Here is a 13,081-nt window from a genome sequence, read left to right as displayed (position 1 = left end):
TGACGGACGGGTCAGTCGCGGGCGCCGCCGCCGACGTGGTGCACCCGGACCATGTTGGTCGTGCCCGGGACACCGGGGGGCGAGCCGGCCGTGATGACCATGGTGTCGCCCTCGTTGTAGCGGCCCAGCTTCAGCAGCTCGCCGTCGACCAGGTCGACCATCGCGTCCGTGTTGTCCACGTGCGGCACGACGTGCGCCTCGACGCCCCAGCTCAGCGCGAGCTGGTTGCGGGTGGACTCGTCCGTGGTGAAGGCCAGGATGGGCTGCGCCGCGCGGTAGCGGGAGAGCCGGCGGGCCGTGTCACCGGACTTGGTGAAGGCGACCAGCGCCCTGCCGTTCAGGAAGTCCGCGATCTCGCAGGCCGCACGGGCCACCGAACCGCCCTGGGTACGGGGCTTCTTGCCCGGCACCAGCGGCTGCAGGCCCTTGGAGAGCAGCTCCTCCTCGGCGGCGACGACGATCTTCGACATCGTCTTGACCGTCTCGATCGGGTACGCGCCCACGCTGGACTCGGCGGACAGCATGACCGCGTCCGCGCCGTCCAGGATCGCGTTGGCGACGTCGGACGCCTCGGCGCGGGTCGGCCGCGAGTTGGTGATCATCGACTCCATCATCTGGGTCGCGACGATCACCGGCTTGGCGTTCCGCCGGCAGAGCTCCACCAGGCGCTTCTGCACCATCGGGACCTTCTCCAGGGGGTACTCCACGGCCAGGTCGCCACGGGCGACCATCACACCGTCGAACGCCATGACGACGCCCTCCATGTGCTCGACGGCCTGCGGCTTCTCGACCTTGGCGATGACGGGGACCCGGCGGCCCTCCTCGTCCATCACCTTGTGGACGTCCTTGATGTCGTCGGCGTCCCGGACGAAGGACAGCGCCACCAGGTCGCAGCCCATCCGCAGGGCGAACCGCAGGTCGTCGACGTCCTTCTCGGACAGGGCCGGGACGTTGACCGCCGCGCCGGGCAGGTTGATGCCCTTGTGGTCGGAGATGACACCGCCCTCGATGACGATGGTCTTCACCCGGGGGCCCTCGACCGCGACGACCTTCAGCTCGACGTTGCCGTCGTTGATCAGGATCGGGTCGCCCTTGGCGACGTCGCCGGGCAGACCCTTGTAGGTCGTACCGCAGATCGACTTGTCGCCGGGAACGTCCTCCGCGGTGATGGTGAACTCGTCCCCCCGGACCAGCTCGACGGGGCCCTCGGCGAACTTCGCCAGGCGGATCTTCGGACCCTGGAGGTCGGCGAGCACGCCGATCGCCCGGCCGGTCTCGGCGGCGGCCCTGCGGACCCGGTCGTAACGACCCTGGTGCTCCTCGTGGCTGCCGTGACTGAAGTTGAAGCGGGCCACGCTCATGCCGGCCTCGATCAGAGCGACGAGCTGCTCATGGGAGTCGACGGCGGGACCGAGTGTGCAGACGATTTTGGAACGGCGCATGAGGCGGATCCTATCGGTTTGTTTCGCTACGGAATATTCCGTCTGGTGGAAGGTACAAAGGGGCGCGGGGGCGCTCAGTTGTGTGCTTGTCCGACGAGGTCGTGGGCCGGTCCGACGAGCGCGAAGGTCTGGACGGCGATCTCCAGTTCCTCGTCCGTCGGCACCACGGCGACCGCGATCCGCGCGTAGTCGGGCGAGATCAGCCGGGGCTCGCCGGACCGTACGGCGTTCAGATCCGCGTCCACCGTCAGACCGAGCTCTTCGAGACCGGCGATGGCAGCCTCCCGCACCGGGGCCGAGTTCTCCCCGACCCCCGCCGTGAACACCACGGCATCCACCCGGCCGAGGACCGCCGAATAGGCGCCGATGTACTTCTTCAGCCGGTGCACATAGATGTCGAACGCCAGCGCCGCACGCTCGTCGCCCTCGTCGATCCGCCGCCGGATCTCCCGCATGTCGTTGTCGCCGCAGAGACCGACCAGACCGCTCTTCTTGTTGAGCAGCGCGTCGATCTCGTCCGCCGACATCCCCGCCACACGCATGAGGTGGAAGGTGACGGCCGGATCGATGTCCCCGGAGCGGGTGCCCATCACCAGCCCCTCCAGGGGAGTCAGCCCCATCGAGGTCTCCACGCACCGGCCGCCGGCCACCGCCGACGCCGAGGCGCCGTTGCCCAGGTGCAGCACGATGACATTGACCTCCTCGGGGGTGCGTCCCAGCAGCTCGGCGGCCTTGCGGGAGACGTACGCGTGCGAGGTGCCGTGGAATCCGTAACGCCGGATGCGGTGCGCGTCGGCGGTCTCCGTGTCGATCGCGTACCGCGCCGCGTACTCCGGCATCGTCGTGTGGAAGGCCGTGTCGAAGACCGCCACCTGCGGAAGGTCCGGCCGCAGGGCCCGAGCGGTACGGATTCCGGTGATGTTCGCCGGATTGTGCAGTGGGGCCACCGGGACCAGGCGCTCGATCTCGTTCAGCACCTCGTCGTCGATCACCACGGGCTCGGTGAACCGCAGCCCGCCGTGCACCACCCGGTGGCCGATCGCCGCCAGCTGCGGGGAGTCCAGGCCGAGCCCGTCGGCCGCCAGTTCCTCCGCCGCGGCCTTCAGCGCCGCCTCGTGGTCGGCGATCGGGCCGATGCGCTCGCGCTGCTCGGCGCCTTTGCCGACCAGCGGGGTGTGCACCAGACGGGAGGTCTCCTCGCCGATCCGCTCGACCAGCCCCACCGCGAGCCGGGTGCGGTCGCTCATGTCCAGCAGCTGGTACTTCACCGACGAGGAACCGGAGTTGAGGACCAGTACGCGGTACGCGCCCGTCCCGGCGGAGTCCTCGGTGGTCGGGTTGGTCATCCGTTCACTCCTTGCCCTGCGCCTGGATCGCCGTGATGGCCACGGTATTGACGATGTCCTGGACGAGCGCGCCGCGGGACAGGTCGTTGACGGGCTTCCGCAGCCCCTGGAGCACCGGTCCGACGGCCACCGCGCCCGCCGAGCGCTGCACGGCCTTGTAGGTGTTGTTGCCGGTGTTCAGGTCCGGGAAGATCAGCACCGTCGCCCGGCCCGCCACCTCGGAGCCGGGCAGCTTCGTCGCGGCGACGCTCGGATCCACCGCGGCGTCGTACTGGATCGGGCCCTCGATCCTGAGGTCCGGCCTGCTCGCCCGGACCCGGTCCGTCGCCGCGCGCACCTTGTCGACATCGGCGCCCGAGCCGGAGGTCCCGGTCGAGTACGACAGCATCGCGATCCGCGGTTCCACGCCGAAGCGGGCGGCGGTGGCGGCCGACTGCACCGCGATGTCGGCGAGCTGCTCCGCGTCCGGGTCCGGATTGACCGCGCAGTCGCCGTACACCAGCACCTTGTCGGCGAGGCACATGAAGAAGACCGAGGAGACGATCGAGGCGTCCGGCTTTGCCCTTCCGTCACCCGCCGCCGCCCTGCCTGACGAGCTTCGCTCGGCCCCCTTGGACTTGATGATCTCGAACGCGGGCCGGATCGTCGCGGCGGTGGAGTGCACGGCCCCGGAGACCATGCCGTCCGCGAGCCCCTCCTGGACCATCAGGGTGCCGAAGTAGTTGACGTCCGCGACGACGTCGTACGCCAGCTCCACCGTGACCCCGCGATGGGCCCGCAGCTGGGCGTACCGCTCGGCGAACGTCTGGCGCAGCTCGGAGGTCTGAGGGTCGATGAGCTGGGTATCGGCGAGATCGATGCCGAGGTCGGCGGCCTTCTTGCGGATGACGTCGGGGTCGCCGAGCAGGGTGAGGTCGCAGACGTCGCGGCGCATCAGTACGTCGGCGGCGCGCAGCACCCGCTCCTCGGTGCCCTCCGGCAGGACGACCCGGCGCCGGTCGGCGCGGGCCTGCTCCAGCAGCTCGTGCTCGAACATCATCGGGGTGACCCGGCCGCTGCGGGCCACCGAGATCCGCTCCAGCAGAGCGCCGGTGTCCACATGGCGCTCGAAGAGGCCCAGTGCGGTCTCCGCCTTGCGGGGCGTCGCGGCGTTCAACTTGCCCTCCAGGGCGAAGAGCCGGGCCGCGGTGGGGAAGGATCCGCCGGCCACCGACACGACCGGGGTGCCCGGTGCGAGTCGCGCGGCCAGCCTGAGTATCTCCTCGCCGGGGTGCTCGTCCAGGGTCAGCAGCACCCCCGCGATGGGCGGCGTCCCGGCGCTGTGCGCGGCCAGCGAGCCGACCACCAGGTCCGCCCGGTCCCCGGGCGTGACCACCAGGCAGCCCGGCGTCAGCGCGTTCAGCATGTTCGGCAGCATCGCACCGCCGAAGACGAAGTCCAGCGCGTCCCTCGCCAGCCCGGAGTCGTCGCCGAGCAGGACCGTGCCGCCGAGCGCCGCGGTGATCTGGGCGACGGTCGGCGCGGAGAGCGCCGCGTCGTCGGGCAGGACCGAACAGGGGACGGGCAGCGTGGCCGTCAGCCGCTCCGCGATGGCGTCGCGGTCCTCGGACGCCACCCGGTTCACGATCATCGCGACGACGTCGCAGCCCAGTCCGGCGTACGCGCGGTAGGCATTGCGGGTCTCGGCCCGCACCGACTCCGAGGTCTGCTCCTTGCCGCCGACCACCGCGATCACCGAGGCGCCGAACTCATTGGCCAGGCGCGCGTTGAGCGCCAGCTCGTCGGGCAGCTGGGTGGCGGCGAAGTCGGTGCCGAGCACCAGCACCACCTCGTACTTCTGGGCCACCTGGTGGAACCGCTCGACGAGCCGGGAGACCAGCTCGTCCGTGCCCTGCTCCGCCTGGAGCGCGGACGCCTCGTGGTAGTCCAGCCCGTAGGCCGACTCGGGGTCCTGGGAGAGCCGGTAGCGGGCCCGCAACAGCTCGAACAACCGATCGGGTCCGTCATGGACGAGCGGCCGGAACACCCCGACCCGGTCCACCTGACGTGTCAGGAGCTCCATGACTCCCAGATCGACGACCTGCCGGCCGTCTCCCCGGTCGATCCCGGTCACGTACACGCTGCGCGTCACGCGTGCTCTCCCGTCCACTTTCGGTTTGGGATGGTATTGCCATGTTGACGATACCCGCGGGGGCCGAGGCGTCGCCCGCCGGGCGAAGCACCCTGCGTGGGGGGCCGCGGAGCCGCCCGGAACACCGCGTCCGGTCCGTCGCCGCACCCGGCGGGACACCTGCGCGGTTGCCCCGGAGCGACGGCGAACGCGAGGTCCAGACCAGACGTGGGACAATCGTCGTGGCTCACGGTACGGGGGATTCAGTGGACGTCCCCCGAAATGCACGGCACTAGCGAGCAGGAGACAAGGCACGATGCGCATCGGAATTCTCACCGCAGGCGGCGACTGTCCGGGCCTGAACGCAGTGATCCGGTCGGTCGTGCACCGCGCCGTGGTGGGTCACGGCGATGAAGTCATCGGCTTCGAGGACGGGTTCAAGGGACTCCTCGACGGCCACTTCCGCCGCCTCGACCTCAACGCGGTCAGCGGCATCCTCGCCCGGGGCGGCACCATTCTCGGCTCGGCCCGGCTGGAGCGCGACCGGCTGCGCGAGGCCGCCGAGAACTGCGCCGAACTGAGCCGCCGTTACGGCATGGACGCCCTCATCCCGATCGGCGGCGAGGGCACCCTCACCGCCGCCCGGATGCTTTCGGACGCCGGCATGCCCGTCGTGGGCGTCCCCAAGACCATCGACAACGACATCTCCGCAACCGACCGGACCTTCGGCTTCGACACCGCGGTGGGCGTCGCCACCGACGCCATAGACCGCCTCAAGACCACCGCCGAATCGCACCAGCGGGTCATGGTCGTCGAGGTGATGGGCCGGCACGCGGGCTGGATCGCGCTGGAGTCCGGAATGGCGGGCGGCGCACACGGCATCTGCCTCCCCGAGCGCCGCTTCGAGGTCGAGGACCTGGTGAAGATGGTCGAGGAACGCTTCGCGCGCGGCAAGAAGTTCGCGGTCATCTGTGTGGCCGAGGGCGCGCACCCGGCGGAGGGCTCCATGCCCTACGCCAAGGGCGAGATCGACCAGTACGGCCACGAGCGCTTCCAGGGCATCGGCAACCGGCTGGCCATCGAGCTGGAGACCCGGCTCGGCAAGGAGGCCCGGCCGGTCATTCTCGGCCATGTGCAGCGGGGCGGCACGCCGACCGCGTACGACCGGGTGCTCGCCACCCGCTTCGGCTGGCACGCGGTGGAGGCGGCCCACCGGGGCGACTTCGGCAGGATGACGGCGCTGCGCGGCACCGACATCCAGATGGTTCCGCTTGCCGACGCGATCACACAGCTCAAGACGGTGCCCAAGGACCGGATGGACGAGGCCGAGTCGGTCTTCTGACCCCGGCCGCTCGGCTGCGCCCAGCGGGAACGACCCGGCGGCCCTGACTGTCCCCCCGTGAACGGTCAGGGCCGCTTGCCGTTCCCCCGGCGCCCGGGACCCGTTCCGGATGGTCGGATCCGGACGGACCGCGGTGCCGGAAACAACTCTTGAGCCGGCGGACCGGATCAACAAGGCTTGTCCCTGTCCGGGACATGTCCCAACCTTGTCCGGGCGTGGAATCCAGGGGAGAGGCACAGCGCATGGTGGTCGAGGGCAGAGCTCCGGATCCTCGTGAGGCGCGCAGCGCGCCCGAGTTCATCGCCCTGTTGCGGGTGCTCAAGGACGCGTCGGGTCTGACGTTCCGTGAACTGGCCCAGCGGGCCGACGCGGTCGGGGACGTGCTGCCGCGCTCCACGATCGCCAACATGCTGGGGCGTACGTCGGTCCCGCGCGAGGAACTCCTCGCCGCGTTCGTACGGGCCTGCGGCTGCGGGCCCACAGAGGTGGCGGACTGGCTCGCCGTGCGCAAGGAGCTCGCCGTGCACGGGCAGCGGGCCCGGGGAGGGGGCGCGGGACAGGACGGAGCCGGTACGGCGGAGCCCGGGAGGGCACAGGGCGCACCGGCCGGGCGCTCACCCGAGGAGTCGGCCGTGCAGTCGGCCGAGCCGCCCACCGTCCCGCTCCCCGTACCGCCCCCTGCCCGTCGGCGCCGGTCCGGGACCGTTCTGGCGGCAGCCGTCTCGCTCGTCGTGCTCGCCGCCGCCGCGGTGACCGTCACCCTCCTCGTACGGGACGACGGCGTACGGGACGACGACCGGCCGGAATCCCGCCGTGCTACCGGGCCCGTGGCGGGGCGGACGGTGCAGATACGGTCCGTGCACTCCGGGTTCTGCCTCTCCGAGGAGCGGGGGAGCGACAGCGGGCGGCTGTACCAGGTGCCGTGCGAGGAGGAGACGATCCCGGGTTTCTCCCTCAAGCCGCTGGACGGCGGCGCATGGCGGATCGCGACCGATCACCCGGACTACGGGCCGGGCTGCACCGGCGTCTGGGACGGGATACGGGATGCCGGGGCCCCGTTGCAGGACCAGGAGTGCGGCAAACGCGGCGACGCGGAGGAGTTCTTGATCGAGCCCGTGGGCCGTCCCGCCGACGGGTACCGCATCCGCCCCGCCCACACCCGCCTGTGCGTCGGGGCCCAGGGGAACAGTAAGAAGCGCGGCGCCAAGATGGTGCAGACGAGCTGCGACGGAGCGGACCGGGGAAACCTGTTCTCCTTCGACCCGGTCGCCGCGGACGCGGCCGGCGGCTGAGCCCGTCCGACGGGGCCGGGCGGCTCACCGACCCGGCCCCCGCACCCCCGCCGCCTGCCAGAACCGGTCCAGGATCTCCGCCAGGAACTCCCGCCCCGCGTCACCCGTCGCCCCGGCCCACTCCGTACCCGTGCTGCTCCGGCTCAGCGTCGAGACCATCAGCGCCTGGTAGTCGGCGTGCAGCTGTTCCAGTACGTCCTGGAGGAAGCCGCGCTCCAGCGGCACCAGCTTCGCCACCGGCCGCAGATGGGCCTGCCAGCGCGTGGTCACCGCGCCGCGCAGCTGCTCCGCCAGCTCCTCGTCCCGGCCGGACACCGTCACGAACCCGGCGGCCGTCAGCCCCAGCACCTCGGCGAGCACCGCGGACTGGCGTTCATTGCCGCGCCAGCGCCCCGACTCCTCCATCCGCAGATACGCGGAGGCGGTCATCCCCAGCAGCCGCGCCAGCTCCTCCACGGTCAGCTCGCCGGCCACCCGGTGCTCCCGCAGGGTCCGCGCGGCGGTGAGCAGTTCACCCGGCGAGCACCACAACACCCCGGCCAGCGCCGTGAGTTCGTACTCGCTCGGGGAGGAGAGCCCACGCTCCCAGGCGACCACCGTCTCGGTGCCGACCCGGAGCCCGTACTGGGCCCCGAGACCGTACGCGACATGTCCGGGAAGCATCCCCAGGGCCTCACGGAGTCGGCGCGCGGCGGGGGCGTTGAAGGGCGGGGAGGGGTGCACGGCCCCACCGTAGGAGTCAAGACATGGCATGACTACGGTGTGTTCCACCGATATCCACAACTCGTAGGAACGTCCTAGAGGAACGCTGAACGCTGCCGACGGGTGCACCGGCCCGCCGAGGCGCCCGGCCGCCCGAGGGGACCTATCCCATGGAAGCCCTGCACCTGTTGTTTCAACGCCGTCACCATGATCTTCATCGCGGCCACCATGTTCACTGCCGGTCTGGGGGCCACCCTCCCGGCACTGCGGAGCGTCTTCGCCGACATCCCGCTGCCGGCGCTGGCTCTGCTCGCCAACCTGGTCATCATCCCGCTGCTCGGCCGGGGCATCGGCGCACTGTTCGGCCTGTCCTCCGCATCGTTCATCGCGCTCGTCCAGGGCGCCCTCGCCGCAGTCCTGCTCAGCGGCCCGGCAGCGGCACTGCCGATCGCCACGGTGCTCAGCGGCCGGCGCAGCGGTCCCCCGGAAACCGGTAGGACACACTGACCGGGGCACATGCGCTACCTGAGCAACGCCGCCCGCGAACGGTGTCCGCGGGCGAGTGCCGGCAAACGACGGCACCCTCAAGTGATCAACGCACCACCCAGGGGTGCTCACGTGGTCGAGGCGGGTCTGACTGGTCGGGCCGTGGCGACCAGACGTCCCGCGTGGTCCATCACGGAGATGGATCGGATGTCGGGAAGGTGCAGGGCACTCGCCCCCGTCACGGCGGCGCTGCCGTTGGGAGTGATCGCCCAGGTGGCCGCCTGCTCCTTGCGGCCGTCCACCGAGGAGACCTGGAGGACGAAGGGTCCTGGCGCTCCTGCGGGCAGGTCGGCCAGGGTGACGCTCACCGCGGTGCCCCAGGGCTTGGCCGTGAGCGTGGCGCGGCCGGACACGGAGTACCCGGCGGCCGAGGTGAAGGCCGTGGCCGGGCCGGTCGAGTGCCGGAACGGCAGCATCGACCCCAGTCCGAGCCCGGCAACCACGATCAGGGCCGCAGCCAGTGCCAGCCACTGCCGACGAGCCCGGCGCCTGCGTGCGACACCGGCGGCGCGGACCTGCTCCAGCAGGCGGCCGAGCCCGGCCGGCGGAGCCGGCGGCGCCGCATCGGTGCCGGCCTCGCGCGCGGCCCGGGGACGGGGCGCGGACATGCCCGGGGCACGGCGGAGCAGTCCCGCCAGCGGGGCCGAGCGCGCGAGCTCGTCACGGCATTCCTGGCACGTGGGCAGGTGGGACTCCAGGTCGCGGCGGTCGGTCTCGCTGAGGCCGCCCAGCACATACGCGCCGATCAGCATGCGCACGTCGTCGTGGTCGGTGCTCACCGCAGAACTCCCATTTCTTCAAAGGCTGCGCGCAGGTTGCGTACGGCGTAGTAGGCGCGGGACTTGACCGTTCCCTCCGGGATCGTGAGCCGTGACGCGGACTCGGCGACGGTCAGCCCCTCGAAGTACAGCGCCTGGATCACATCACGATGCTCGCTGGACAAGCGTTCCAACGCTGCGGTGATCACGTGCCCCTCCAGCGCCGCCTCCACGTCATCGGCAGAAGGTACAGCCGCGAGTGCCTCGTCGTCGTAGAGCGGTTCCGGACGCCGCTGCTCGGCGCGCCAGCCGTCGGTGAGCACGTTGCGGGCGATCGTGAAGAGATAGGAGCGGATGGTGACGTGGCGTGGCTCGATCTTGTCGATGCTGCGCCACGCCCGCAGCAGCGTCTCCTGCACGACGTCCTCCGCCTGCTCAGGACTGCGCACATACCTGCGCACGAAGGAGAGCAGCACATCGTGGTGCTCGGTGTACAACGCAGTCATCAACTGCTCGTCCGGCGTCACGCTCGATGTCCTCGTCTCGCAGGCTGGGGCCGCTCGGAGCATCGCCGGGCCCGTACCGCAGGCGGTGGACAGTCCGCGCCCCGGGGAGGCGCGGAACCAGATCCGATCCATCCGACCCACTTCCATACCTGGCCGCACCGGCTGCGCCGTCTTCGAGGACGGCTGCGACATGCGGCTTCTTGTGTCCTGAGGCACTGATCGTGTGCCCTTCGGCTACGTGTACGACGAGCTGGGGGTTCAAGTTCACCCCCGGCTACGTGCACGACGATTGAACCGGGTGCCGCAGGTGGTCGTACACATGGCCGCAAGCCTCCCAACACTCAGGAGAACAAGTCATGAGGAAGAAGAAGCTCGGCTGGACCCTCGGCGCGAGTGCGGCCGTGATCCTCGGTCTGGGCGGCACGGCCTTCGGGCTGTCCAGCGCGAACGCGTCGAGCCCGGACACGTCCGCCTCCGCCGCAACGCACCCGGTGAAGGTGAAGGTCGTCGCGCCCAGGCGCGGGGACGACGCGGGCGTGGAGGGCAAGGGCTGGATCGTGGACCTGAAGCTCTCCTTCCGGGGCAAGACCCTGGCCCAGACCGGCTTCAACGGGCTCCAGCTCACCGGCCCGGCCGCGCACAACAACATCGCCCCCTTCCCCGGTACGTTCTCCACCGGCCGGGACGACAAGATCCCCGGACTGGTCGTGCTGGACTCCACCACCAACAGCACCCTCCCCGGCTTCTCCGGGCCCGGCACCAACCTGGCCAACCTGTTCAACCTCTCCGGCGTCACCAACCGCACCCCGCACAGGACCGAACTGTGGGACACCTGGATCGTCGGCGCCCCCATCGCGGGGCAGAACGTCGACACCACCCTCACCGTGGCTGTCGTCGACGACCTCAACCACGACGGCATCTACAACGACGCACCCGGGGTCGTGAAGGACCTCGACGGCGATGGGCGGATCGGCGCCAAGGACCTGGACCTGATGGGCGTCGCCTCCAACATCGTCACCGTCCCCTTCCACATCAACGCCGACCCCGCCTGAACCCCGCCAGGTCAGGAGGGCGCCGCTGCCGGGCACGTGAACGCCCGCGCGTGTGCCGCAGTGTGCGCCGGCGCTGATGGGACGGAGCGACGAAGAGACCGCTCCTGCCTGCGGCGGCAGTCCTGAGGGCAGGGCGTCCGGTCCGGCACGGCACCGTGCTCCGCAGGTTCCCGGGCCAAGGCCCTCGGCTTCGTCCGGGAACCTGCCGCGGCCGGTGCGAGGTCCTCAATTCTCCACGTCCCGTCGCACATGACTGCCCGACGGCGGGCCGGTATCCGGCCCCCACCCCACACCATGAGGAGCTGCTCCCGTGAACTTTCCGAAGACCCGTGTGGCCCTGGTGGCCTCCACGGCACTGCTGGTCGCCTCCGGCGCAGCGCCGAGCGTCGCCGCCCCCGTGCCTGGGCACGGCCGCACCTCCGTGGCGCTCGCCTGGTACGACACCACGGCCGACACGATCGCGACGGCCGGATCATCACTACCCCCGGTGACCAACAGCCGTACCTGGGCGATCAGTTGGATCGCGGCGGCGCGGGCCTTGCAGCATGTGCCGTCCGGGGTCGACCGTGGGGACTACCAGGACGCGGCGCTGGCCGCCGCGGTGCACCGCGCCCTGGTCGAGCTGGTGCCCACCCGTGCCCCGGAGCTGGATGCCGCCCTGAAACAGACCCTGGATCGGACTCCCGACGGTCCGGCCGAGACCCTGGGCGCCGCAGCCGGCGAACGCCAGGCGCTGGAAGTCCTGCACGACCGCGAGGGAGACGGCCTCGATGCGGCCTCCGTGAACGCCCCCTTCACCGTGCCGCCGGCCGCGCCAGGCGTCTGGCAGCCCACCCCGCCCGCGTTCGCCCCCGCCATCCAGAACGGCAGCCGGTTCGCCCGGCCCTTCCTGCTGAAGAGTGCCGGCCAGTTCCGACTGCCCCCGCCTCCCGCTCCGACGTCCAAGCGGTACCGGACCGACCTGAAGGAGGTTCGAGACTTCGGCGAGCTGAACAGCACCGTGCGCACCGCGCGGCAGACCGACACGGCCAACTTCTGGTTCGACTCCTCGCCGGCCCTGTGGACCAAGCCGATCCGCGTCGCGCTCGCCGCCACCTCCCACCGGCCGCTGCCGGGGCAGGCCGAGCTCGTCGCCCTGACCCACGCCACGCTGGTGGACACCCAGATCGCCACCTCCGACAGCAAGTACACCTACCCGCTGTGGCGCCCCGTCACCGCGATCCGAACAGGCGTCGGCGAGATCCCTGCCGACCCGTCATGGACCCCACTGCGCCCCACGCCGGCGCACCCGGACTACCCCAGTGGCCACAACACGTACGCAGGCGCGGCGGAAACCGTTCTCACCGCCCTCGTAGGACCGCGCACGGCCCCGTTCACCCTGACCAGCGGCACCGCACCAGGCGTCGTCCGCACCTACACCGCATGGCACCAGCTCACGCTGGAGAACATGGACGCGCGGGTCTGGCTGGGCATCCACACCCGACTCGCGGACGAGGCCGGGGTCGCACTGGGTACCGATGTCGCCAGGTACGGCCTGAACCACGCCCGGTCGCTGTTCCAGGAGCACTGAATCGGCCGGGCGAACACCGCCGTCCGCGTCGGCGCCGACGTCCACGTCGAGCCGGCGAGGACGCGGGCCCGGGTGCCGTCGGTCCGTCAGCCGTCGCGGGTCACCCACCGGTAGTGCAACTCCGGACGCCCGATCTGGCCGTACTGCGGACTGCGCACCACGTGCCCCACCGTCACCAGATGCTCCAGATAGCGACGCGCGGTGATCCGCGAGATGCCCAGCTCCGCCCCGGTCGAGGCCGCCGTCATCCCCTCCGGGGCGGCCCGCACGACACGGGTGACGGCCTCCAGCGTCGGGCCGCTCAGCCCCTTCGGCAGCCGGGCCGGCTGCGGTGCGCGCAGGGCGCCGAGGGCCCGGTCCACCTCGTCCTGGCCGCTCGCCTCACCGGCCGCCGCGCGGAACTCCGCGTAGCGGA

11 protein-coding genes and 1 pseudogene are annotated in these 13,081 nt (G+C 71.1%); 5 read left to right on the top strand and 7 right to left on the bottom strand.

Annotation, left to right across the window (positions count from 1 at the left end; translation table 11 throughout):
• Window positions 1-11 precede the first annotated feature (11 nt).
• The 3 genes from pyk to pta form a co-directional block, all read right to left on the bottom strand.
• Window positions 12-1,442, bottom strand: coding sequence for a pyruvate kinase (gene pyk / locus ABZY11_RS26740; RefSeq protein WP_356481569.1), 1,431 nt, complete (start codon window positions 1,440-1,442; stop codon window positions 12-14).
• 74 nt (window positions 1,443-1,516) lie between these two features.
• The gene (locus ABZY11_RS26735) at window positions 1,517-2,788 is read right to left on the bottom strand and encodes an acetate kinase (RefSeq protein WP_356481568.1); all 1,272 of its coding nucleotides are present in this window, start codon (window positions 2,786-2,788) and stop codon (window positions 1,517-1,519) included.
• A gap of 4 nt (window positions 2,789-2,792) precedes the next feature.
• Window positions 2,793-4,919 carry a phosphate acetyltransferase gene (gene pta, locus ABZY11_RS26730; protein ID WP_356481567.1) on the bottom strand — a complete coding sequence of 709 codons (2,127 nt, stop codon included), beginning with the start codon at window positions 4,917-4,919 and terminating at the stop codon, window positions 2,793-2,795.
• Window positions 4,920-5,214: 295 nt separating this feature from the next.
• Between pta and ABZY11_RS26725 the strand changes: the two genes are divergently transcribed.
• Together ABZY11_RS26725 and ABZY11_RS26720 are read left to right on the top strand one after the other, a co-directional pair.
• Complete coding sequence (locus ABZY11_RS26725; protein WP_356481566.1) at window positions 5,215-6,240, top strand: ATP-dependent 6-phosphofructokinase; 1,026 nt, start codon at window positions 5,215-5,217, stop codon at window positions 6,238-6,240.
• 215 nt (window positions 6,241-6,455) lie between these two features.
• A complete protein-coding gene (locus ABZY11_RS26720; protein ID WP_356481565.1) occupies window positions 6,456-7,532 on the top strand; it encodes a helix-turn-helix domain-containing protein in 1,077 nt (358 codons plus the stop codon).
• A 24-nt stretch (window positions 7,533-7,556) separates the two neighbouring features.
• On the opposite strand, the gene ABZY11_RS26715 is transcribed toward ABZY11_RS26720, so the two are convergent.
• On the bottom strand, window positions 7,557-8,195 hold the full coding sequence (locus ABZY11_RS26715) for a helix-turn-helix transcriptional regulator (RefSeq protein WP_356481589.1): 639 nt from the start codon (window positions 8,193-8,195) through the stop codon (window positions 7,557-7,559).
• A 246-nt stretch (window positions 8,196-8,441) separates the two neighbouring features.
• On the opposite strand from ABZY11_RS26715, the gene ABZY11_RS26710 reads away from it, so the two are divergent.
• Complete coding sequence (locus tag ABZY11_RS26710; protein ID WP_356481564.1) at window positions 8,442-8,741, top strand: hypothetical protein; 300 nt, start codon at window positions 8,442-8,444, stop codon at window positions 8,739-8,741.
• Window positions 8,742-8,848: 107 nt separating this feature from the next.
• Here ABZY11_RS26710 and ABZY11_RS26705 read toward each other — a convergent pair whose 3' ends face one another.
• Together ABZY11_RS26705 and ABZY11_RS26700 are read right to left on the bottom strand one after the other, a co-directional pair.
• Entirely contained in the window at window positions 8,849-9,559 is a 711-nt protein-coding gene (locus tag ABZY11_RS26705; protein ID WP_356481563.1) for a zf-HC2 domain-containing protein, read from the bottom strand.
• Window positions 9,556-10,065, bottom strand: a complete 510-nt coding sequence (locus ABZY11_RS26700) for a sigma-70 family RNA polymerase sigma factor (protein WP_356481562.1) — start codon at window positions 10,063-10,065, stop codon at window positions 9,556-9,558. The genes ABZY11_RS26705 and ABZY11_RS26700 overlap by 4 nt, the downstream gene beginning before the upstream one ends.
• A 335-nt stretch (window positions 10,066-10,400) precedes the next feature.
• Between ABZY11_RS26700 and ABZY11_RS26695 the strand changes: the two genes are divergently transcribed.
• Together ABZY11_RS26695 and ABZY11_RS26690 are read left to right on the top strand one after the other, a co-directional pair.
• Window positions 10,401-11,096 (top strand): hypothetical protein, encoded by a 696-nt coding sequence (locus ABZY11_RS26695; RefSeq protein ID WP_356481561.1) that lies wholly within the window; start codon window positions 10,401-10,403, stop codon window positions 11,094-11,096.
• A 310-nt stretch (window positions 11,097-11,406) separates the two neighbouring features.
• Complete coding sequence (locus ABZY11_RS26690) at window positions 11,407-12,666, top strand: vanadium-dependent haloperoxidase (protein ID WP_356481560.1); 1,260 nt, start codon at window positions 11,407-11,409, stop codon at window positions 12,664-12,666.
• Window positions 12,667-12,752: 86 nt separating this feature from the next.
• Here ABZY11_RS26690 and ABZY11_RS26685 read toward each other — a convergent pair.
• A pseudogene (locus ABZY11_RS26685) lies at window positions 12,753-13,081 on the bottom strand (two-component system response regulator); the annotation flags it as partial.

The organism is Streptomyces sp. NPDC006510 (assembly GCF_040611955.1).
In the GTDB taxonomy this organism is placed as follows: Bacteria; Actinomycetota; Actinomycetes; order Streptomycetales; family Streptomycetaceae; genus Streptomyces.
Note: the sequence above shows the minus strand (reverse complement) of the source record. Positions and strands in the feature narration are given on the sequence as shown.